The following is a 22,710-nucleotide window of genomic DNA, read 5'->3' on the forward strand; positions in this document are numbered from 1 at the left end:
GCGCCTCTTTCAGGCAGCCATTGAGCCCCCGCGGCGCGCCATTGGGCGGCGTCCGTCCTGCATTCGCGGCGGAGAGCGTCTGGCAACATGCCGAAATAACGGGAACTTGTCTGTCGGCATTGTCCGCAGGCTCCTGCCGTCTCCATTGAGCCCCCGAAAACAGCCATTCAGCCCCGCCAGAGTGTTTTTCAACTTTCTGCTCCCGATTTCTCCTCATCAGGTCTACATGGTCCGCACACGGCCGTGCCAGCGCGGCCAGGGAAACGGGCGGACTGACCGGCCGCCCCCAATCAGGAGGACCTCCCACATGTTCGACCTCTTCAAAGCCAAAGCCGAGGCCGTGAGCGCCGAGGTGCATCGCTTCCCGGCAAAAGGCCCCGCCCTGGACTTCATCAAGGAGACCTTCCGCAAGGAAGGCGTGGCCGACGCCCCCCAGGCCTACGCCGTGTGGGTGGACTGCCCCTTCCTGGAAGGCGTGGACAAGGACGCCCTGGCCGGCGAGTTCCCCGGCCTCACCTTCAACGTCACCCGCGACAAGGCCGAGCAGTCCCGGATTGGCGTCACCCAGATGCACTGGGGCATCGCCAACACCGGCACCGTGGCCCAGAACTCCACCGACCCCAAGGAGCGCCTGGCCTCCATGCTGCCCTGGCTGCACATCGCCATCGTGGGCACGGACGCCATCCTCCCGGACCTTCCGGCCCTGCTGGAAACCGTGCACCCCAAGGACTGCGCCTACCTGGCGCTGATCTCCGGCCCCAGCCGCACCGCCGACATCGAGCGCGTGCTGACCATCGGCGTCCACGGGCCCGAGCGCCTCATCATTGTCTGCATCGACGACCTGGGAGGGCAGAACTAATGGCCACCACCGAATTCAAGGAATCCATCGACAAGGCCCTCCACGACGCCAACCTGAGCGGCGCGCTGGGCCGCTTCTCCGAGGCCTACGCCGTGGCCCGGGCCAAGGCCTACGAGGGCATCGACTTCGAAGCCCTGCGCGGACGCATCGCCGCCATCAAGGGCTACGCCGCCGAGCACATGGACGAGCTGGCCGCCCAGTTCACCAAGTCCGCCGAGGCGCGCGGGGCCAAAGTGTTTCGCGCCAACTCCCCCCAGCAGGTGAAGGAGTACATCGCCAACCTCTGCCGCGAGAAGGGCGTCAAGCGCATCGTCAAATCCAAGTCCATGGCCACCGAGGAAATCCACCTCAACAAGCACCTCCAGGCCCAGGGCGTGCAGGTCAACGAGACCGACCTTGGCGAGTGGATCATCCAGCTGGCCGGACAGACCCCCTCCCACATGGTCATGCCCGCCATCCACATGACCCGCGACGAGGTGGCCGACCTCTTCAGCAAGGAAGTCAACGAGCGCCTCACCAACGACATCCCCAAGCTCGTCAAGGTGGCCCGCAAGGAGCTGCGCGAAAAGTTCCTCCAGGCCGACATGGGCATCTCCGGCGGCAACATGGCCATCGCCGAAACCGGCACCATCGCCCTGGTGACCAACGAGGGCAACGCCCGCCTGACCACCAGCCTGCCCAGGATCCACGTGGCCGTGGTTGGCCTGGAAAAGCTCATCCCCACCTGGGCCGACGCCGCGCCCATCCTGGTGGCCCTGCCCAAGAGCGCCACCAGCCAGCAGCTCACCAGCTACGTGAGCCTGATCACCGGCCCCACCCAGAACGACGACGGCTCCATGAAGGAGATGCACATCATCCTCATGGACAACCGCCGCACCGAGATGGCCCGCGACCCCATCTTCAAGCAGGCTCTCCAGTGCATCCGCTGCGCCTCCTGCCTCAACGTGTGCCCGGTCTACCGCCTGGTGGGCGGCCACGTGTTCGGCAAGGTGTACACCGGCGGCATCGGCACCATCCTCACGGCCTGGTTCGACGAACTCAAGAAGAGCGAGGACATCCAGGGCCTGTGCATCCAGTGCGGCAACTGCAAGCAGGTCTGCCCCGGCCAGATCGACATCCCGGCGCTCATCCTGGAGATTCGCCGCAGGCTGGCCAAGGAGCAGGGCCAGGGTCCGGTGCAGAAGGCCATCTTCACCGTGGTGAACAACCGCAAGCTGTTCCACGCCATGCTGCGCACGGCCTCCAAGACCCAGGGCCTCGTGGGCGCCAAGGACGGCTTCATCCGCCACCTGCCGCTCTTCCTCTCCGGCCTGGCGGACTTCCGCAGCCTCCCGGCCATCGCGGACAAGCCCTTCCGCGACGTGTTCGACACCATCCGCCAGCCCGCCCTGCAGAAGAAGGTGGCCTTCTACTCCGGCTGCCTCATCGACTTCGCCTATCCCGAGATGGGCGAAAAGCTCGTGCGCCTGTTCAACAAGGCCGGCTACAACGTCACCTTCCCCAAGGAGCAGACCTGCTGCGGCGCGCCCGCGCGCTACAACGGTGCCTACGAGGTGGCCGCCGGAAACGCCACGGACAACATCAAGGCCCTGCTCTCCGACGACGTGGAATACGTGATCAGCGCCTGCCCCACCTGCACCGGCGCGCTCAAGCACGAGTTCATCGAAACCTACGAGAGCCTGGGACAGCGCGACATGCTCCCCAAGGCCCGCCGCCTGGCCACCAAGACCGTGGACTTCTCCACCTTCGTCAAGCAGCTGGTGGACGAGGGCAAGCTCTCCTTCAAGGAAGGCCAGACCCTGGGAAGCATCACCTACCACGACTCCTGCCACCTCAAGCGCACGCTCCACGCCGAAAAGGAGCCCCGCGAACTCTTGACCAAGGCCGGTTATGAGATCAAGGAGATGTTCGAGTGCGACATGTGCTGCGGCATGGGCGGCTCGTATTCGCTCAAGTTCCCCGAGATCTCCAAGCCCATGCTCACCCGCAAGCTCGCCAACATCAAGGCCACCGGGACCTCCACCGTGGCCATGGACTGCCCCGGCTGCGTCATGCAGATCAAGGGCGGCTTCGACAAGGACGGAACCCGCGTGACCGTGAAGCACACCGTGGAGCTTCTGGCCGACCAGTTGAAGTAGACAAGATCATGCCCGGACGTCGCGAGCTGGTCGCGGCGTCCCGGGCTGGGAGAGACTTCGGGCGTCGCGCGGGCGTTTCCGCGCGGCGCCTGCCCTCTCCCGGTCGAGGCGGCCCCGGCGGGACATCGGTCACCCCGCCGGGGCCGTCGTTCGTCCGGCCTCCCGGCCTTGGTTCGAGGCGTGCGGTGCGGTGGACCAGGGCGCGGCGCGCGGACGTTCGGCCCGGGGCGCGGGGAGTGCCGCATGGGCGTTCGGCCCAGGGCGCGCGCCGTGAAGCGGGTGATGCGCGCCGTGGGCTGTGGGTCGCCGGGCGCTCGGGATCGTTGCGATCGCCCGTCCCCGTCAAAAAGGAAACCCCGGAAGCGGATGCATCCACTTCCGGGGCTCGATTCCTTCGCGGAGGCATCCGGAGCGCCCCCGCGAATCCGATGGAAAAAACAGGACTACTTCTTGCCTTTCTTGGCCTTGGGGGCGTCCTTGGCGGGTCCGGGGTAGTTCATGACCAGGCCGCCCTTCTTGAGGCATTCGTCGATGGAGGCGGTCATCACTTTGGTGTCGCCCATGGAGCATTCCCACTTCTTGGGGGCTTCTTTTTTGGGGGCTTTAGCCTTGGCGGCGAAAGCGGCGCCAGCGGAAAGGGACATGGCGAAAACCAGGCCGACAACGAGCAGCTTTTTCATGGCAGACGGCTCCTTTAGGAACAATTTTCCGGCATGTTAGCCAAGCGACTGCACTCGGGCAAGTGGTTTCATGAATTAATTTCCATGTTACAAATCGGTCATGGATTCCCACTGTTTCCAGGCATGCCCTCGGCGTCCCAGCCGCCCCCCAGGGCCTTGTAGAGGGCGATAAGGCCCGCAATCTCCGCCGCGCGGCATTTGACGAGGCTCTCGCTGGCCTCCAGTAGGGCCTTCTCCCCCGTGAGCACGTCCAGGAAGCTGGTGAGTCCCTTGCGGTAGCGCTCCCGCGCCAGCTCCAGGGCGTCTGCGGCGGCCGTCCGGGCGCGGAGCAGGTCCGCCTTACGCCTGTTCTCGGCATGCACGGTCGTGAGGGCGTTCTCCACCTCCTCCAGGGCCGTGTGGTAGGCCTGCCGGTAGGCCGCCAGGGACTCCTCCCAGGCCGCGCGCCGGGCGCGCACCTGGGCGCGGGCCTTGCCCCCGTCCAGCACGGGGGCGGCCAGGGCCGGGAGCACGCTCCAATACCAGTTGGCCAGCCCCAGAAAGCGCGAGAGCACGTTGCCCTGCACGCCAAGGCCCATGGTCAGGTCGATGGAAGGGTATTGGGCGGCGGCCGCCACGCCGATGCGCGCGCTGGCGGCCGCCACGCGGCGTTCGGCCCGGCGCAGGTCCGGGCGGCGCTCCAGGAGCTGCGAGGGCAGGCCCGGGGCGTAGGATCCGCCCGGGTCTGGGAGCGGGGCGGCAGGGGACAGGCGCTCCAGCAGCGCCCCCGGCGCCTGGCCGCAAAGCACGGACAGACGGTGCACGCTCTGGCGGGCCTGGGCCTCCAGGGAGGGGATTTCGGCGTCGGCCGAGGCCTGTTGGGTTTCGGCCTGGGACACGTCCAGGTGGCTGGAGAGGCCCACCCGGAAACGCTCCCGGGTGATGTCGGCGTTGTCGCGGCGCGAGCGGGCGGCCTGGCGGGCCACCTCGAGGCGGGCCTGGGCCGAGCGCAGGGAGACGTATCCCGTGGCCACGTCGGCCAGGAGCGCCAGCGTCACGGCGCGGGCGTCCTCCTCGGAGGCCTGGGCGTCCGCCCGGGCGGCTTCCTCGGCGCGGCGCAGGCCGCCGAAGAGGTCCAGCTCCCAGGAGGCCGTGAACCCGGCCGTGTAGACCGTGGAGGCGGCCAGGTCCGGCGTGCCCTGGACGGCCTGGGCGTCGGTGGCGGCCGGGTCCGAGAAGCTGGACGCGGAGGACGTGCCCAGGGAGAGCCCCGGGAGCCTCGCGGCCCGCGCCTGGTCCGTGACGGCCCGGGCCTGGGCCACGCGGGCCTTGGCCTGGGCCGTGTCCGGGCTTTGGGCCAAGGCCTCGGCCATGAGCTGGTCCAGGAGCGGGTCGTTGAAGCGCTTCCACCAGGCGGCCTGCTCCAGCCCGTCCAGGGGGGCGTCCGGCGTCTGGCGCGGCGCGCTGAAACGCTCCGGGGAGTCCAGGCGGGGCCGCACGTGGTCTGGCCCGGCGCTCACGCAGCCCTGCAGGAGCGACGCCGCGAGGAGCAGGGCGAGGGCGCGCCTCACGAGCCATCCCCCCCTGCCTGGGCCGCCGCGCGGTCCTCGATGAACACGTCCACCTGCTGGCCCACGTAGCAGGGCAGCTGGGCCGGGTCCACGCTGTAGACCGCCTGGAGCACGCGGGTGTCAACGCGTTCGGTGCTGCTTCCGGTGAGCGAGGTCTTGGCCGTGAGGCAGGGCTCCAGATACTCGAAGCGCAGCTCGGCCCGGCGGTCGCGGTTGCCGCGCAGGGCGGCCACGCCGCGCGCTCCGGCGGCGAAGCGCCAGGCGTCGTTTTCGTCGAGGTCCACGCGCACGTGCAGGCGCGAGAGGTCGCCCAGGAGCATGAGCGGCGTGGAGAGGCTCCCCGTGGCCGCGAACTCTCCGGGGCGAACGTTCACCTGGAGCACCTCCCCGGTGATGGGGGCGCGCACGGTCAGGCGTTCCAGGGCGGTGGCCGCCGCCGCTACCGCCGCATCGGCGGCCGCGACCGCCGCCTGGGCGCTCTCCAGCCTGGCCTTGGCCAGGGCCAGGGCGTTGCGGCGTTTCTCCACCTCGTCGGAGCTCACGGCCCGGCGGTCGCGCACGCCGGAGACCATGGAGAACTGCGCGCGGTAGTCGTCCAGGGATGCCTTGGCCTCACCCAGGGCGGCCCGGGCCTTTTCCAGGTCGGCCCGCTTCACGGCCAGCTCGGCCCGGGCCTCGCGGGGGTCGATCTCGAAGAGCGTCCGGCCCGCCTCCACTTTGTCGCCCACGCGCACGGCCACCCGGGAGACCACCCCCGGCACGTGCGCGCCCACGGCGATGTTCCGGGATGCGGCCTCCACCAGCCCGGCCCCGCCGATGTAGGCCTCGAAGGGCGCGCGGGGGGGGAGGGCGGCGGGGCGCGCCTCCTGGCGGGGGGCCTGGCCGCGCAGGGCCGTGGTAACGGCCAGCAGCAGGCCCGCCAGGGCCAGGGCCGGGAGCAGCAGGGCGCGGGGTTTCATGGGGTGACTCCTTGTGCGGACGCGGGAACCTCCACGCGCAGGATGCGCCCGTCGTCCATGTGGGCCATGCGGTCGGCGTAGCCGAACACGCGCGGGTCGTGGGTTACGATGACGAGCGAACAACCGCCGCCCGTGGCGAGGTTCTTGAGCAGCTCCATCACGGACTGGCCCGCGGCGTGGTCCAAGGCGCTGGTGGGCTCGTCGCAGACCACCAGCCCGGGGGAGTGGACCAGGGCGCGGGCTATGGCCACGCGCTGCTGCTGCCCGCCCGAGAGGTCTCGGGGGCTTCGGGCGTCGAGCCCGGCCAGGCCCACGGACTCCAGCATGCGGCAGGCCTCCTGCAGGGCACGCACGCGGGGGACACCGGCGATGAGCAGGGGCAGGCCGACGTTCTCGGCCACGCTCAAGGCCGGAAGCAGGTTGAAGGCCTGGAACACGAAGCCGATGTTGCGCCCCCGGAAGGCGGTGCGCTCGCGGGGCGAGAGGGCGGCAAGGTCCTGCCCCAGCAGCTGGCAGGCCCCTTCGTCCTGGTTGAGGATGCCGGCCATCACGGAAATGAGGGTGGTTTTGCCGCATCCGGAAGGCCCCACCAGCATGAAAAGCTCGCCCCGGCGCACGTCCAGGTCCACGCCGCGCAGGGCCTGTGCGCGGGCCGCGCCCTCGCCGTAGGATTTGACCAGCCCCCGGCAGCGCACGGCGGCCTGGGCGTCCGTCATCGCGCCGCTCACGGCTTGAAAACCGCGCCCGGCTCAAGCCTGCGCACCTTGCGGATGCTGACCAGGGCCGCCAGGCACACGATCAGCAGCACCGCCGCGCCGCTGCCCGCCAGGATGTGCCAGGTGATCTTGGGCTGCGGCCCCATGCCCCCGGCGGCCGCCGCCACCTGGAGCACGCTTGCCCCCGCGCCCAGGCCGAAGCCCACGAAGCCCGCCAAGAGCGCCTGGACCAGGATCATGCCCGTCAGTGCCGCATCCGAAGCGCCCATGGCCTTGAGCACGCCGAAGTGGCGCAGGTTGTCCAGGGTGAAGTTGTAGAACACCTGCCCCGTGACGGCCGCGCCTACCGCGAAGCCGATGAGCACCACGAAGCCCAGGTTCATGAGCATGTTGGTGTGCTTGAGGATGTGCTCCAGGGAGACCTCCTTGAATTCCTCGGAGGAATAGGCCTTGAGCCCGGTTTCTCGCTCGATGCGCCGGGCCACGGCCTCGGGCGCTTCGCCCAGGCGGGCCTTGGCCAGCACGAAGGAGAGGAGCTTGCGTTCGCTCACGGCGTAGGTCTTGGCGCGGGTGTAGGTGGTGAAGAGCACGGGCTGGGACATGAAACTCGGCGTGGAGCGGGCCACACCCACCACCACGGCCCGGCGCTCGTTGAGCTCCAGCACGTCGCCCACGCCCAGGGGTCGCGTCCCGCCTTGCGGCAGGCGCACGGCGAGGCGGCCCTTGGCCCCGGCCTCGTCCACCACCACGGCGTCTGGGATGCGCAGGTCTTCCAGGCGGCCCTGGACCATTCCCGGAGGCCCGCCGATGAGCGTGGCGTCGTCGAGTCCTTTGAGCTGCGCCTGGGTGGTCTCGCCGTCTTCCAGGCGCACCTTCTGGCCGCCCCGGAAAAAGGGAACGGCCCAGTCCACGCCGCGCACGCCGCGCACCCGGTGGAGCTGGGTGTCCCGCAGGGCGCGGTTCTCCTCGGCGGAGCGCACGGAGGGGTCCATGACCCAGATGTCGGGCAGGCCGATGTCCGTGATGGCCCCGGTGGTCTGGGCCAGCATGTCGGCCAGCATGGCGGGCTGCTGGATCATGATCACCGAGGACAGGGCGATGGCGGTGACAATGCCCAGGTATTTGGCCTTGTCTCCGAGAAGCATGGTGAGGGCGATGCGCAGCATGGGGAGGTCCGGGTGAGCCTGGTCGGGCGGATGTCCGGCGACGGACGCGGGGGAACGTCCGGTGCGGCACACAGGGTAGAGGCCCCGGGAGGGTGGCGGGTTACGCGGCGCGGAGAAAAAGTTAGGGGACGAAGGATATGGCGGCGAAGCAAAAGGCCGTGAAGGGCAAGGCCAGCCGGGAGAACGGCTGAAGATGGGAACTCCGGCACAAACCGGCAGTGGCGGAGACGGATGCGGATGCGTGGCGCTTCAACCGGAAGCGGGGGGAGATTTCTCTCCCCCCGCACGGTTGGGCCAGCCGGCAGGGTTGGGCAGCGTGGTGAGGCTCGCGGCTCTAGGGCGGGGTGTGGTGGGGCGATGCCGCGAGGGGTGGCTGCCAGCCGGCCCGAGGGCCGTCATTTGGGATGTCTCCCTTATAACAATTATGGGAAACGTTTGTCAATTTGTAAAGCCCCCGGGCGCGAATTTCTTCGGCCCGGGGGCGCGTTTACGGGTTACTTGCCGGCGCGGCCGTCGTCGCAGGGCTCGGCGCTGCCGCCGTTGTGCTCGGCGGTGGCGGTCAGGGTGCAGCCGTCAACGGCGGCTTCGGCCTTGGGCGCGGCCTTCTTGGCATCGCCTTCGGGGGAGACGCCCGCCAGCAGGCAGAGCTGCTTCCAGCGGTCGTTGACTTCCTTCTCGAGTTCGGTGCGCAGGATCTTGGCCACGTCGGGGATCATCTTGTCCAGGGCGGCGTAGCGGTTCTCGCTCATCATGAACTCGACCACGGTGCCGTCGGGGGCCTTGGAGTCCATCACCAGGGGGATCTTGCCCTGGTCGGCCAGGAGCGGGTTGTAGCGGAACAGGGGCCAGTAGCCGGAAGCGGTGGCCAGCTTGGCCTGCTCCTGGGTCTTGCCCATGCCGCGCTTGAGGCCCTGGTTGATGCAGGGCGCGTAGGCGATCACGATGGAGGGGCCGGGGTAGGCCTCGGCCTCGGCGAAGGCCTTCATCAGCTGTTGCTTGTTGTAGCCCATGGACACGGCGGCCACGTAGACGTTGCCGTAGGTCATGGCGATGCGGGCCAGGTCCTTCTTGCGGGTGCGCTTGCCGGCGGCGGCGAACTTGGCGATGGCGCCGGTGGGCGTGGCCTTGGAGGACTGGCCGCCGGTGTTGGAGTACACTTCGGTGTCCATGACCAGGATGTTCACGTCTTCGCCGGAGGCGATCACGTGGTCCAGGCCGCCGAAGCCGATGTCGTAGGCCCAGCCGTCACCGCCGAAGCACCAGATGGACTTCTTGGTGAAGAGGTCGGCGTCGGCCTCCACGGCCTTGAGGGCGTCGGACTTGGCGGACATGCCGGCCAGCAGGGCCTTCATCTTGTCGCCGGCGGCGGCGGACTTGGCGGCGTCCAGGAAGCCTTCGAGCCAGGCGGCCATGGCGTCCTTGAGTTCGCCGGTGGCCTCGGCCATGGCGGCCTCGACCTTGGCCTTGAGCGTCTCGCGGCGCTGGGCCACGGCGAAGCCCATGCCGAAGCCGAACTCGGCGCAGTCTTCAAACAGGGAGTTGCCCCAGGCAGGGCCGTGTCCCTTGGAGTTCACGCAGTAGGGCGTGGTGGGCGCCGAGGCGCCCCAGATGGAGGAGCAGCCGGTGGCGTTGGCGATGATCATGCGCTCGCCGAACATCTGGGTGAGCACGCGCACGTAGGGGGTTTCGCCGCAGCCGGAGCAGGCGCCGGAGAACTCCATCATGGGCTTGTAGAACTGGGAGCCCTTCACGGAGTCGCGCTTGAGCAGGCCTTCCTTCCAGGCCACGGTGTCGGCGAACTGGAAGTTGGCGACCTGGGGATCAAGCTGGGTCTCGATGGGCTTCATGGCCAGGGCCTTGGTCTTGGCGGGGCAGATGTCGGCGCAGTTGCCGCAGCCGAGGCAGTCCTGGGTGTTGATCTGGATGCGGAAGTGCATGCCCTTGAGTTCCTTGCCCTGGGCGGGAAGGGTCTCGAAGGAGGCAGGGGCCTTGGCCTTCTCGGCGTCGTCGGCCAGCACGGCCACGATGGCGGAGTGGGGGCAGACGAAGGCGCACTGGTTGCACTGGATGCAGTTTTCCTTGATCCACTCGGGCACGTTGATGGCCACGGCGCGCTTCTCGTACTGCGAGGTGGAAAGCGGCATGAGGCCCGAGGGGTCGAACAGGGAGACGGGCAGGGCGTCGCCCTTCTGGGCCAGCACCGGCTTGGCGATCTTGGCCACGTAGTCGGGCAGCTTGGAGCAGCAGCCGGCGACCTGGCCGGAGGCGGTGGCCCAGGAGGCGGGGTACTGCACCTCGACCAGGGCGGCGGCGGCCTGGTCCACGGCGGCGATGTTCATGTTGACGATCTTCTCGCCCTTGCGGCCGTAAGCCTTGTGGATGGACTTCTTGAGCAGCTCCACGGCCTTCTCGAAGGGCAGCACGCCCGCCAGCTTGAAGAAGGCGGTCTGCATGATCATGTTGATGCGCCCGCCGAGGCCCACGCTCTGGGCGATCTTCACGGCGTCGATGTTGTAGAACTTGAGCTTCTTGTTGGCGATGGCGGCCTTCATGTCGCCGGGCAGCTCCTTCTCCATCTCCTCCAGGGTCCAGGGGGAGTTGAGCACGAAGGCGCCGCCGTCCTTGATGCCTTCCAGCACGTCGTAGAGCTGGACGTAGTTGGCTTTGTGGCAGGCCACGTAGTCGGCGGCGTTCACCAGGTAGGTGGAGCGGATGGGCTCGTTGCCGAAGCGCAGGTGCGACACGGTGATGCCGCCCGACTTCTTGGAGTCGTAGGCGAAGTAGCCCTGGGCGTACATGTCGGTGTTGTCGCCGATGATCTTGATGGCTTCCTTGTTCGCGCCCACGGTGCCGTCGGCGCCCAGGCCCCAGAACTTGCACTGCACGGTGCCCTTGGGGGTGGTGTCGGCGAAGGCGGGCACTTCGAGGGAGGCGCCGGTCACGTCGTCGTTGATGCCCACGGTGAAGTGGTTCTTCTTGGCGGTGTTCATGTTGTCGAACACGGCCTTGACCATGGCGGGGGTGAACTCCTTGGAGCCCAGGCCGTAGCGGCCGCCCAGGAGCTGGGCGTCGATCTTGGCGTCGCGCAGGGTGGTGGCCACGTCAAGGTAGAGGGGCTCGTAGAGGGAGCCGGCTTCCTTGGTGCGGTCGAGCACGGTGATCTTCTTGGCGGTCTTGGGCAGTGCGGCCAGGAAGGCTTCGGCGAACCAGGGGCGGTAGAGGCGCACGGTGACGAGGCCGACCTTCTCGCCCTTCATGTGGTCGATGACTTCCTTGATGGCCTCGCAGGAGGAGCCCATGGCCACGATCACGCGGGTGGCGTTGGGGGAGCCGTAGTAGTCGAAGAGGTTGTAGGGGCGGCCGGTGGCGGCGGAGACCTTGGCCATCACGTTCTTCACGATGCCGGGCACGGCGTCGTAGTACTTGTTGGCGGCTTCGCGGCCCTGGAAGTAGATGTCGGGGTTCTGGGCGGTGCCGCGGATCTGGGGATGCTCGGGGTTCATGGAGCGGGCGCGGAACTCGGCCACCTTCTCCTGGTTCACCATGCCGGCGATCTCGGAGAAGTCGAGCACTTCGATCTTCTGGACCTCGTGGGAGGTGCGGAAGCCGTCGAAGAAGTGCAGGAAGGGCACGCTGGACTCGATGGCCGAGAGGTGGGCCACCAGGGCCATGTCGTGGGCTTCCTGGACGGAGCAGCCGGCCAGCATGGCGAAGCCGGTCTGGCGGCAGGCCATCACGTCCTGGTGGTCGCCGAAGATGGAGAGGGCGTGGGCGGCCACGGCGCGCGCCGACACGTGGAAGACGCCGGGCAGCAGTTCGCCGGCGATCTTGTACATGTTGGGGATCATGAGCAGCAGGCCCTGGGAGGCGGTGTAGGTGCTCGTGAGGGCGCCGGCGGCCAGGCAGCCGTGCACCGCGCCGGCCGCGCCGGCCTCGCTCTGGAGCTCGCGGACCTTCACGGTCTGGCCGTAGATGTTCTTCATGCCCTGGGAGGCCCACTCGTCAACCATCTCGCCCATGTTGGAGGAGGGCGTGATGGGGTAGATGGCGGCGCATTCGGAGAGGGCGTAGGCCACCCAGGAGGTGGCGGTGTTGCCGTCGACGGTCTTGATCAGTTTCTTTGCCATTGCCTTGGTTCCTTTCATTGGTCCGTATGGGGTTGGTTAGAGCCCGAGACCCTTCTTGACGGCGGCCACGTCCACGTGGGCCGCCACCAGCTGGGATGCCTGTTGGTATTTGCCGGGGTCGCGCAGCTTGTGTCTGGCGATGAGCGACTCCATGCGTTTCGCCACGGAATAGGTGTCGTCCCGAACGACCATGATGGGCACTTCCGCATGTTCGGCGCGCGCCAGGATGATGTCGTTGGGGTAGAGGTTGCCGGTGAGGATCAGGCAGGCGGGGCGTCCCTCGATGGCCACCAGTTGGAGGTCCGAGCGGTCGCCGCCCAGGATCACCGCCGCCTTGGGGTGCTTGCGGAAGTGGGTGAGGAAGTTCTCCACCTGCATGGCTCCGATGATGAAGCTCTCCGCCGAGTCCTGGGCCTTGGCCGCGCCGGAGATGATGGTGGCCCCCAGGCGCTGGGCCAGGGACTCCACCGTGACGGAGTTGAGCAGCCTGTCGTGGGGGATGACGCCCAGCACCTTCACGCCGCGCCTGGCCAAAAACGGGGCCAGCACGGAGCTCACCTCCTCCATGTAATGCCCGGGCACGTCGGAGAGCACGCAGCCGATCATCCTGTCGCCCAGGCGCTCCTTGATGGAGAGCAGGATGTCGTAGTTGAGCTCGAAGGCGCAGCGGTCCACGATGAGCACGGGCAGGTCCAGGGCCTGGGCCACGGTGGGGCCGTCCAGGCAGGCGTAGAGCCCAGAGGTGAGGAAGCCGCCGGAGCCGCCCACCAGGGTGACGTCCTTGCCGGAGGAGACCTTCTTGTAGGCTGCGGCGATGGTTTTGGTCCTGTCCTGGCAGGGGGCCTGGGAGAAGGCCTTGTGCATGAAGTCCTGGGTGACGAGCACGGGCGTGGCCAGCTCGGGGGCGGTGTCCAGGCCCAGGGCCTGGCAGACGGCCCTGGCGTCCAGGTCGCCCCAGGCGTCGCCGATCTTGGCGGCCTGCGCCCCCACGGGCTTGAAGTAGCCCACGGAGTGGCCCTCCCTGCGCAGGGTGAGCCCCAGGCCCAGGCAGAGGGTGTTCTTGCCCGAGTAGGGGGCGGTGGAGCCGATGTAGAGTCCTGGCATGGCGGTCGCTCTCCTTGTCTAGCGCGGCAGCAGCATGAGGCGTGCGTCCGCGATGACGGCGCGCTCGTTGTTCACGAGGACGGGGCTTAGATCGGCCTCGTAGATTTCGGGGAAGTCCAGGGCCAGCTGGGAGAGGCGGATGGCCAGGTCCTCCAGGGCCTCGATGTTGGCGGGGGGCTCGCCGCGCACGCCCGTGAGGAGCATGTAGGCGTCGATCTCGCGCACCAGCTGGCGGGCGTCGCCCATGGAGATGGGGGCCAGGCGGTGGGACACGTCGCCCAGCACGTCCACGTAGACCCCGGCCAGGCCGAAATGCAGAAGGGGGCCGAAGTTGTCGTCGCGCTTGAAGCCCATGACCACTTCCTTCATCCCGGCGGGGGCCTGCTCCTGGATGATGCACCCCGAGACGTGGGCGTCGGGCCTGAGCACCTTCACGTGGCCGGTGATTTCCAGGAAGGCGGCCTTGAGTTCCTCGGGGGTGCGCACGTTCAGGGCCACGGCCCCTGCGTCGGCCTTGTGGGCGATCTGGGGGGAGGCCACCTTGCAGACCACGGGGTAGCCGAGCTTGGCGGCGGCGGCCAGGGCCTCGTCGGAGGTGCGCGCCAGGCGGGCGCGGGCCACGGGGAGGTCGTAAGCCTTGAGGACGGCCTGGGCGCCCTCGGTGGGGATGTCGGTCATGCCCAGGGCGCGGGCCTCCTTGATGGCCTTGCGCACGAGGTCCTTGCGGCCTTCCACGCTGGCCATCACGGGCGAGGGGCGCGAGCGGCGCACGCCGTGGCGGTACATGGCCTCCAGGCAGGTGACGGCCTGCTCTGGGAAGGGGTAGCAGGGGAAGCCCGATTCCTTGAGCAGGCGCGCGCCGTCCTCCATGAGGGCCTTGCCCATGAAGCAGCAGAGCACGGGCTTGTGGGAGCCGGTGGCCGCCCGGACCACGGCCTGGGCCATGGCCCGGGGGTCGGTGAAGGCGGTGGGGGCCACCAGCACCAGCACGGAGTCGGCCATGGGGTCGTCCAGGACCACGGAGAGGGTGCGTTCCAGGCGCTCGGGGTCGGCCGAGGCCATCATGTCCACGGGGTTGTACACGCTGGCGGCGGCTGGGAGGTCCGCCTTCAGGGTGTCCACGGTCTGGGGCGTGAGGGCCGCCATGGACAAGAGCGAACGGCCCACGGCGTCGGCGGCCAGGATGGCCGGGCCGCCGGCGTTGGTGACCACGGCGAGGCGCGGTCCTTGAGGCAACGGCTGGCAGGAAAAGGCCTGGGCCAGGTCGAACATTTCGGAGACGGTGTGGGCGCGCAGGATGCCGGTCTGGCGGAAGGCCGCCTCGTAGGCCGGATCGGAGCCGGTGATGGACCCGGTGTGGGCCGAGGCGGCCTTGGCCCCGGCGGGGGTGGAGCCGCCCTTGAGCATGATCACGGGCTTGTCGCGCGAAATTTTGCGGGCCATGCGCAGGAAGGCCTCGCCGTGCTCCACGTTCTCCACGTAGCCAAGGACGACCTTGGTCTCGGGGTCCTGGGAGAGGGCGTAGAGCATGTGGGTTTCGTCCACCACGGCCTTGTTGCCCAGGCTCACGAACTTGGAGATGCCGATGGATTCCCCGATGGCCCAGTCCAGGATGGCGGCGCACAGCGCGCCGGACTGGGAGAAGAAGGCGATGTTGCCCCTGCGGGGGAAGCCCGGCGCGAAAGAGGCGTTGATGCCGTCGGTGGTGGAGAGCACGCCCAGACAGTTGGGGCCGATGAGAGCGATGTCGTGGTCGCGGCAGATGCGGGCCACCTCGCCTTCCACCTTGAGGCCCTCGCGGCCGGACTCGCGGTAGCCCGCCGAGACCACCACGGCGCAGCGCAGGTGGTGTTTGGCCAGGGCCTTGAGCGAGGCGGGCACCTGGTCGCGGGGGACGGCCAGCACGGCCAGGTCCAGCGGGGTGGGCAGGTCGTCGACGGACTTCACGGCCGCAAGCCCCAGGACGCTCTCGGCGTTGGGGTTCACGGGGAAGAGTTCGCCCGCATAGCCTGCCTCGATCATGTTCTTGAGGATGGTGTGGCCGATCTTGCCCGGGGTCCTGGATGCGCCGATCACGGCCACGTTCTTCGGGCTGAACAGCGCGTCAAGATGCATCTTTTCTCCAATCGCCCCAGGCCTCGTCCGGGGCCGGACCCTGTGAGTGTTAATGGCCTCGGATCTTCCGGAAGACCCGCTTCGTGCCGTCGAAAGTATGCGGATACAACTTTCGTTCCAGTTGGACCAAGGCAAGCAAAACAAGTGGTTAGGCTGAATGAATCTGTCCGGTCCGCCGGATTGGCGGGGATAGTCCGATAAAGCGGACGGCGGGGGGAGGAGAGCGCCGTCCTGGGATTCGGACAGAGGCTGGCAGGCTTTCCCTGCCTATGCCCCATCGGGGGCGGCGCGTCAATGCGGCGTGAAGCAAATGCCCGGCGCATCCCGGAATGTGGGCATGTTGTCACGTTATTTCGGAAGGTTGGCCAATGCGGCGGGGAGGGAAATCGCAAAAATGCCGGACGCGGGGGGGCGAAACAAGGCCCTCCGGCAAATTGGAAAAAAGCCCGCCCCGCGTCCGGCGGATCAGGGGGCCGGATTTTCCTGGTTTTTATCCAGGGTGAGGCCCGGCAGCACCAGCAGGGTGCGCCTGGCCTTGCGCTTGCGGCGCTCGAAGATTTCCGGGCGCGAACCCAGGCGGAAGCGCCACAGGGGGCAGGGCTCGAAGGGGGGCTTGCAGGCGGGGGAGGCCGAACAGGCGCGCACGCGTTCGCGGTCTTCGCAGCAGCAGGCCAGGCACTGGCGGCGCACGGCGCGCACCGGCGGGCGCGAAACGCCCTCCTCGACGCTGCCCATGCGGTAGCCGTGCAGGGGGCAGGCCGTCTCTGGGCACTGGGCCACCATAAGGTAGGAGCCGCCCATGCAGGCCACGCAGAACTTGCGGATGGACTCCAGGGGGTGCTGCTTTCGCGTGTTCTGGCTCATGGCATGGCTCGCGCGTTGTTGGTCGTCGGCCGGTTTCAAGCCTCCCCCTGGCCCAATCGGGCCGAAAAGGCAAGGCCGGAAGCGCACGGGGACGGGAAGATGGAGCAAATGGCCCATGGAACGCCTTTCGCAAGGCCGTCGTGTTGCCCATCACTTCGAACTGTGGCAGGGAGTGAAACCAAGGTGTCCGCAACATGAGTCATCAGAACAATCCGCCCGACCAGGCGCACTCCGTGTGCAGCACGCTGGGGGACATCCTCACTCCCGGGGTGCTGGGGGTCCCGGCCGGGTCCACCATGCGCGCGGCCCTGGAGCGAATGCGCGAAGCCCGCATCAGCTCCGTGGTGGCCCTGCGCAGGGGGCGTCCCGTGGGCATCCTCACCGAGCGAGGGGTCATCGCGGCCATGGTCCGGCACGGCAAGGAGCTCCTGGCGCGCAAGGTGAGCGACGTGATGAGCTCCCCCGTGCTCACCGCGCCCTCGCACATGCCCATCCCCGAGGCCTTTTCCATGCTTCTGGAAAAGGGCATCCGCCACCTCGTGGTGGTGGACGCGGCCGGGCGCGCCCTGGGCATGGTCACCCAGACCAACATGGTGCGCAATCTGGGCGTGGAGTATTTCGTGGAGGTCAAGCGTATCGAAGCCATCATGGTGCGCGAGGTGGCCACCCTGGACACCGGGGAAAGCCTGGCCGCCGCGCTGGAGCTCATGGTGCGCGGGCCCTACAGCTGCGTGCTGGCCCTGCGTGACGGCGAAGCGGCAGGCATCGTCACCGAGCGCGACATGGTGGGCTTTCTGGCCCGGGGCGTGGACCTCTCCGGCGTCATCCTGGAGCGCGTGATGTCCTCCCCCGTGGTCACGGCCCACCGGGACACCCCCGTGCACCAGGCCGCCGCCCTCATGAGCGAGCGCGGCATCCGTCGCCTCGTGGTGGTGGATTCCGATGGCCGCCTGGCCGGGATGCTCACCCAGTCCGACATCGTCAAGGGCATGGAGGCCCGCTACGTGGAGATGCTCAAGGACGTGATCCGCGAGAAGGACCATCTCCTGCGCCAGGCCGTGGCCGAGGCCGCCCGGAAGACCGTCTATCTGGACACCATCCTGAACACCTCCGTGGACCTGGGCATAGCCGCCACCGACGGCGAGACCATCGCCTTCGTGAACCAGGCCGCCCTGTCCCTGCTGGGGCTCGACGAAAACCAGGCCATCGGCCAGGACGTGGAGGTCTTCCACAGATGCCTGGGCGTCCCCCAGAGCAGGATGCGCAAGGCCGTCTCCCAGGTCCGCAAGGGCGGCGTCCACCATTTCCGCGCCACCGTGAGCCCCAACGGCTCCGAACGATTCCTGGACGCCCGGGTGAGCGGCATTCGCGACGCCCAGGGCGGCGTCACGGGCTACGTGGTCATGCTGCGCGACGTCACCGAGCGCCGCCTAGCCGAGGAGACCATCCGGCGCATGGCCTACCACGACGCCCTCACCGGCCTGCCCAACCGTTTTCTCGTGGCCGACCGTCTGGAGCAGGGCCTCAACCAGGCCAAGCGGCGCGGCTGCCTGCTGGCCGTGATGCTCCTGGACCTGGACGGCTTCAAGGTGGTCAACGACAACCTGGGGCATTCCACGGGGGACCTGCTGCTCAAGCAGGTGGCAGGGCGCATCGCGGGGCTTCTGCGCCGTTCGGACACCGTGGGCCGCATGGGCGGCGACGAGTTTCTCGTGGTGCTCCCCGAGGTGAAGACCCCCGAAGGCGTGGCCGCCGTGGCCTCCAAGATGCTCAGGGCCGTGGGGCAGCCCGTGGAGTTGCAGGGCGCGCAGGCCAGGGTGAGCGCCAGCATCGGCCTGGCCCTCTATCCCTGGGACGGGGCCACGGGCGAGGCGCTCATCCAGCGCGCCGACGCCGCCATGTACGAGGCCAAGGCCGCCGGGCGGGGCACCTACCGCTTCGCGGGCAAGGCCGCCCGGGAGCTGGACCTCAACCATCCGTAAAGGGACGCGTCCGCTCCCCGCGGTTTATTTCATCGCGCCGGGCGAACGGCCATGGAGAGGATCTCCATGGAGATGAGACGACCGCTGGCGCTCGTCCCCGTCAGGCTGAGCGGCGCGGGAGCGAGATGCTCCAGGCGCACGGCCGCGAGCCCCCTGCCGCGCTCCAGATGGGCGCGGGGCACGCGCAGGGTCACGGACTGCTCCGCGCCGTCGCGGATCTCGCGGCGCAGCGACGATCTGCCGCCGTCATCCCGCTCGAGGCACGCCTCCAGCACCTGGGCGTCGTGACGCCCGGGCATCACGAAGAAGCGCGCCCTGATCTCCACCTCCAAGTCGCCCTCCGGCAGAGGGTCCATCCGGAAGACCAGGCGCGAGAGCCGTCCGGCCGCCCACACGCCGCCCGGGTGCGGCTCGTGCCAGCCGTCGGCCAGGTGCACGTTGCCGGGCTCGCCGGACCCGAAGGGCGTCGTTTGCCCTTGCGCCACGTCCACGCGCGCCAGGGCCGCGCTCCTGCCCGTCTCGTCCAGGGCGGGCCAGTGGGCGCGCGGTCCCGGCGAGCCGACGCCGTCCGGCGTCCGGCCGGGCGAGCCGGGGCTGTCGGGGGCTTGTTCGCGCCCGGCGGTCGGCCCGGGCACGAAGACGCGCAGACCGTCCACCACCCCCGCGAAGCCGGCCTGCCCGGCGTTCAGGAGCCCCGCCCAGAGCGCCTCGTTGTGGAAGACGTTCACTGAGCCCGCGCGCAGGCTTCCGGCCAGGGCCTGGTCGGCCAGGGTGCGGGCGAAATGGAGGAGTTTCGCTTCGCTCACGCGGGCGAAGACGCCGTAGTTGGTCTTCATGGAGTGGTCCATGGCGAACAGAGAGAAGGCGATCCAGTCGTCCGGAAGGTTCTCGGGCGGGATGCGCAGGAGCCTTCCCCCGGGCCGGGCGGCCTCCTCCCAGAACGGCGAGCGCAGGGGCGTGGCGAAGGCCGGGGGCGTGGCGAAGCGCTCGTCCAGGGAGGCCAGCCCGGGGCGCAGGTCCGCGACCTGGAGGGCCAGCAGCAGCGCCAGGGCGGTGCGCGCCGCCCGGGGGGGCAGGGCCGTGGCGACGCGGGCCAGGGAGAGGGCCAGGAGCGCGTAGAAGGGGACCCAGAAGAAACGCCCCGAACTGCGGAATGTGGCCCCCAGCTTCTCCAGGAGCGCGGGCAGGGGGATGTGCAGCAGTTCCGTGCGGCCCAGGGCCACGCGGTCCGAGAGGGCGAAGAGCGTGAGAAGCGCGCAGAGCGCGGCCAGGGGGACGAGGGGCGGCAGGCCGACCCGGGAGCCGCGCGCCAGGCGCAGCCCCAGGGCCAGGGCCAGGGCGGCCATCCCGCCCAGGCCCAGGTAGTTGAAGCCCTCGAAGTCGCCGTAGCCGTCCGCCAGGCGGGGAAGGTAGGCCGACCAGCGGTCCAGGGGGTTGAAGAGAGCGTTGAGATTCAGCCGGAAGACGCCGAATCCCCCGGCCCCGCTCTCGCCCGCCGCGAAGTAGCCCACCAGGGCCATGAGCGCCGCCGTCAGGCCGAGGGCCGCCGCCAGGGTCCAGGCCAGCCGCCCGGCCCGGGCCTCGCGCCGAAGCGCCCGGCGGGCCAGGTCGGCCAGGAACACGGCGAAGACCATGGCGAAGAGGTAGGCGTGCGTGAGCAGCGCGGCCGCGAGCAGCGCAAGCCAGCGCGCGGGCCGGAAGGCGCGGCCCAGGTGCAGCAGGAGCGCGGCCAGCAGGAGCCACTGCCCGGCCAGGGCCATGTGCCCCTGGAGCCGGAAGAGCAGGGGCGGGGCCAGGGCGAAGAAGCCAGCGCCCAGCACGGCGCAGGGCCTGTCCGCGCCCAGCAGGCGCAGGAGCCTGGCCCCCAGCAGGGCCTGGAGGAGCAGGCAGCCCAGCGTCCAGAGCCCGAAATACTGGAAGTGCCGGGGCAGCCAGCCCGAGACGGCCTTGAAGGCCAGGGCTAGCAGGGGGATGGAGTCGGTGAAGACAACGGTGCTGCCGATCGTAAGGCCCCAGTTGTCGTTGCGGCCCAGGGGCAGTTGCCAGAAGGGCGTTTCGCGGAAGAACTGCCAGCCCAGCCAGTGCTGGGCGAAGTCGCCCTGGAGGAGCCAGCCCGTGCCGGAGGGGTCCAGGATGCGCCAGCCGCCCAGGGCGGCCCAGGCCAGGAGCCCGGCGGCCAGGGCCAGGAGGGTTCCGGCGATGCCCAGGGGGGCGTCCCGGTCCGAGGGGGTGGGAGTGACGGCGTTGGCGTGGGACATGGGGAGCGCATAGCCCCGGCCGGGGCGCGCGTCCAGCGTTCCGGGCGCGCGCCTGGGGGGAGCTGGCCCGGTCAGGCCCGGTCGGGGCCAGCCGGGCAGGCCGGGCCGGATCAGTCCAGGGTCTGGCGGTAGCGCTTCACGGCCACGGTCATCATCACCACCAGGAAGGCGGCCATGGGCCACAGCTCCGGGGCGATGTCCGCCAGGCCCGAGCCCTTGAGCACGATGCCGCGCACGATGCGCAGGTAGTGGGTGAGCGGCAGCACGGAGCCCAGCCACTGCGCCCACTCGGGCATGCCCCGGAAGGGGAACATGAATCCCGAGAGCAGGATGGAGGGCAGGAAGAAGAAGAACGCCATCTGCATGGCCTGGAGCTGGTTCTGGGCCACGGTGGAGAAGGTGATGCCCACGGCCAGGTTGGCCGCGATGAACAGGATGGACACCACCAGCAGCAAGGGCAGGCTGCCCAGCACGGGCACCTGGAAGATCACCCGGGAGGCCAGGATGATCAGGCCCATCTGGATGTAGCCCACCACGATGTAGGGCAGGATCTTGCCCGCCATCACCTCGAAGGGCCGCACGGGGGTGCACAGAAGGTTCTCCATGGTGCCGCGCTCGCGCTCGCGGGTGATGGCCAGGGCGGTGATGATCACCATGGTCATGGTGAGCACCACGCCCATGAGGCCGGGCACGATGTTGTACTTGGTCTCGATCTCCGGGTTGTAGAGCCTGTGGATGCGCAGGTCCACGGGGCCGGGCGACGGGCGCAAGGGGAGCAGCGGCCCGATGAGGTCGCGGTTGAGGGCGTCCCGGAAGAGGGCGTCCAGCGCGCCCAGCGCGAAGCCGGTGGCCGAGGGGTCGGCGGCGTCGGCCTCCACGAGCACGGTGGGCCGGTCGCCCCGGGCCACGAGGCGTCCGAAGTCCTGGGGGATGGTGAGCACGAACTGCACGCGCCCGGTGTCCAGAAGCTGGCGGGCCTCGGCCTCGGTGGAGATCACGTCGGTGACGCGGTAGTAGCGGCTGTTCTGGAGCGCCGCCGTCAGGGTGCGCGAGAACTCGGACTGGTCGTTGGAGAGCACGGCCAGGGGCAGGTTCTGGGGGTTGGCGTTGATGGCGAAGCCGAAGAGGATCAGCTGCATGAGCGGGATGCCGATCATCATGGCGAAGGTCAGGCGGTCGCGCCGCATCTGCACGAATTCCTTGACCACCATGGCCCAGAAGCGCCGGGGGCTGAAGCGGGTCACGGCTTCTTCCCCTTCAGGGACTGGTCCATGAGGCTGATGAACACCTCTTCGAGGCTCGTGGGCACCCTGGCGAAGCTCCAGGCCCCTCCGCGGAGGGGCGCGAGGGAGCGCTCCAGCAGGGCCGGATCCGGGCCGCTGACGTGCAGGGTGTTGCCGAAGTGGGCCACCTGCTCCACGCCCGGCAGGGGGCGCACGTCCCGGGCCAGGGCGTAGAGGTCGCCCCCGGTGGCCTCCCAGGTGGCCAGGCCGCGTCCGGCCACCACCTCCTCCACCGTGCCCTGCACGAGCAGGTCGCCATAGGCGATGTAGGCCAGGCGGTGGCAGCGCTCGGCCTCGTCCATGTAGTGGGTGGAGATGAGCGCCGTGAGGCCCTGTCCGGCCAGTTCGTGCACTTCGTCCCAGAAGTCCCGCCGGGCCTTTGGGTCCACGCCTGCGGTGGGCTCGTCCAGCAGCAGGAGCTCCGGGCCGTGGATCAGGCTCGCGGCCAGGGCCAGGCGCTGCTTCCAGCCTCCCGAGAGGTTCTGGGCCAGCTGCCCGGCGAAACGGCCCAGGCCCATGCGATCGATCATGCGCTCCACGGCCTCGCGGCGCTCCGGCACGCCGTAGACCCTGGCCATGAAATCCAGATTCTCGCGCACCGAGAGGTCGCCGTAGAGGCTGAAGCGCTGGGCCATGTAGCCCACGCGGGTCTTGATGCGCTCGGCGTCGCGCGTCAGGTCCAGGCCCAGGCACGTTCCCGCGCCCGCGTCGGGCCTGAGCAGGCCGCAGAGCATGCGGATGAAGGTGGTCTTGCCCGAGCCGTTGGGACCGAGGAACCCGAAGATCTCGCCCTTTTCCACGCGCAGCGAGAGGTTGTTCACCACCACCTTGCCCGAAAAGGCCTTGGTGACGCCCCGCACGTCGATGGCCGGGGCGGACCCGGGCCGAGCAGCCTGGAGCCCCGCCGCC

Annotated in this window: 15 protein-coding genes; 3 read left to right on the plus strand and 12 right to left on the minus strand. The window is 69.2% G+C overall.

Annotated features, from left to right (window positions below; translation table 11 throughout):
* Nucleotides 1-307 precede the first annotated feature (307 nt).
* The gene (locus NNJEOMEG_RS14525) at nt 308-859 is read left to right on the plus strand and encodes a LutC/YkgG family protein (protein ID WP_173085723.1); all 552 of its coding nucleotides are present in this window, start codon (nt 308-310) and stop codon (nt 857-859) included.
* Entirely contained in the window at nt 859-2,997 is a 2,139-nt protein-coding gene (gene ldhH / locus NNJEOMEG_RS14530) for an L-lactate dehydrogenase (quinone) large subunit LdhH (protein ID WP_173085725.1), read from the plus strand. Before NNJEOMEG_RS14525 ends, ldhH begins: the two co-directional genes overlap by 1 nt.
* Before the next feature lie 443 nt (nt 2,998-3,440).
* On the opposite strand, the gene NNJEOMEG_RS14535 is transcribed toward ldhH, so the two are convergent.
* From NNJEOMEG_RS14535 to NNJEOMEG_RS14575, 9 genes are all read right to left on the minus strand, one after another.
* Nucleotides 3,441-3,677: a hypothetical protein gene (locus tag NNJEOMEG_RS14535; protein ID WP_173085727.1), complete on the minus strand. Its 237-nt coding sequence runs from the start codon at nt 3,675-3,677 to the stop codon at nt 3,441-3,443.
* 98 nt (nt 3,678-3,775) lie between these two features.
* Nucleotides 3,776-5,227, minus strand: a complete 1,452-nt coding sequence (locus NNJEOMEG_RS14540; RefSeq protein ID WP_173085729.1) for an efflux transporter outer membrane subunit — start codon at nt 5,225-5,227, stop codon at nt 3,776-3,778.
* On the minus strand, nt 5,224-6,186 hold the full coding sequence (locus NNJEOMEG_RS14545; protein WP_173085731.1) for an efflux RND transporter periplasmic adaptor subunit: 963 nt from the start codon (nt 6,184-6,186) through the stop codon (nt 5,224-5,226). Before NNJEOMEG_RS14545 ends, NNJEOMEG_RS14540 begins: the two co-directional genes overlap by 4 nt.
* Nucleotides 6,183-6,914 carry an ABC transporter ATP-binding protein gene (locus tag NNJEOMEG_RS14550; protein WP_235956982.1) on the minus strand — a complete coding sequence of 244 codons (732 nt, stop codon included), beginning with the start codon at nt 6,912-6,914 and terminating at the stop codon, nt 6,183-6,185. The genes NNJEOMEG_RS14545 and NNJEOMEG_RS14550 overlap by 4 nt, the downstream gene beginning before the upstream one ends.
* Entirely contained in the window at nt 6,911-8,068 is a 1,158-nt protein-coding gene (locus NNJEOMEG_RS14555) for an ABC transporter permease (RefSeq protein ID WP_173085733.1), read from the minus strand. Before NNJEOMEG_RS14555 ends, NNJEOMEG_RS14550 begins: the two co-directional genes overlap by 4 nt.
* 494 nt (nt 8,069-8,562) lie before the next feature.
* Nucleotides 8,563-12,195 carry a pyruvate:ferredoxin (flavodoxin) oxidoreductase gene (gene nifJ / locus NNJEOMEG_RS14560; RefSeq protein ID WP_173085735.1) on the minus strand — a complete coding sequence of 1,211 codons (3,633 nt, stop codon included), beginning with the start codon at nt 12,193-12,195 and terminating at the stop codon, nt 8,563-8,565.
* A gap of 36 nt (nt 12,196-12,231) precedes the next feature.
* Nucleotides 12,232-13,299 (minus strand): DRTGG domain-containing protein, encoded by a 1,068-nt coding sequence (locus NNJEOMEG_RS14565; RefSeq protein WP_173085737.1) that lies wholly within the window; start codon nt 13,297-13,299, stop codon nt 12,232-12,234.
* A gap of 18 nt (nt 13,300-13,317) precedes the next feature.
* On the minus strand, nt 13,318-15,414 hold the full coding sequence (locus NNJEOMEG_RS14570; RefSeq protein WP_235956983.1) for an acetate--CoA ligase family protein: 2,097 nt from the start codon (nt 15,412-15,414) through the stop codon (nt 13,318-13,320).
* Nucleotides 15,415-15,879: 465 nt separating this feature from the next.
* Nucleotides 15,880-16,278 (minus strand): restriction endonuclease, encoded by a 399-nt coding sequence (locus NNJEOMEG_RS14575; protein WP_173085739.1) that lies wholly within the window; start codon nt 16,276-16,278, stop codon nt 15,880-15,882.
* A 194-nt stretch (nt 16,279-16,472) separates the two neighbouring features.
* Here NNJEOMEG_RS14575 and NNJEOMEG_RS14580 point away from each other — a divergent pair, with 194 nt between their 5' ends.
* Nucleotides 16,473-18,260 (plus strand): diguanylate cyclase domain-containing protein, encoded by a 1,788-nt coding sequence (locus NNJEOMEG_RS14580; protein WP_173085741.1) that lies wholly within the window; start codon nt 16,473-16,475, stop codon nt 18,258-18,260.
* A 29-nt stretch (nt 18,261-18,289) separates the two neighbouring features.
* Here NNJEOMEG_RS14580 and NNJEOMEG_RS14585 read toward each other — a convergent pair whose 3' ends face one another.
* The 3 genes from NNJEOMEG_RS14585 to NNJEOMEG_RS14595 all read right to left on the minus strand — a co-directional run bounded on the left by NNJEOMEG_RS14585 (nt 18,290) and on the right by NNJEOMEG_RS14595 (nt 22,667).
* Entirely contained in the window at nt 18,290-20,518 is a 2,229-nt protein-coding gene (locus NNJEOMEG_RS14585; RefSeq protein WP_173085743.1) for a DUF6311 domain-containing protein, read from the minus strand.
* Nucleotides 20,519-20,628: 110 nt separating this feature from the next.
* Nucleotides 20,629-21,729, minus strand: a complete 1,101-nt coding sequence (locus NNJEOMEG_RS14590; protein ID WP_173085955.1) for an ABC transporter permease — start codon at nt 21,727-21,729, stop codon at nt 20,629-20,631.
* Nucleotides 21,730-21,758: 29 nt separating this feature from the next.
* Nucleotides 21,759-22,667 (minus strand): ABC transporter ATP-binding protein, encoded by a 909-nt coding sequence (locus tag NNJEOMEG_RS14595; protein WP_173085957.1) that lies wholly within the window; start codon nt 22,665-22,667, stop codon nt 21,759-21,761.
* Nucleotides 22,668-22,710: the final 43 nt, after the last annotated feature.

The sequence above is a fragment of the Fundidesulfovibrio magnetotacticus genome, assembly GCF_013019105.1.
Classification (GTDB): domain Bacteria; phylum Desulfobacterota; class Desulfovibrionia; order Desulfovibrionales; family Desulfovibrionaceae; genus Fundidesulfovibrio; species Fundidesulfovibrio magnetotacticus.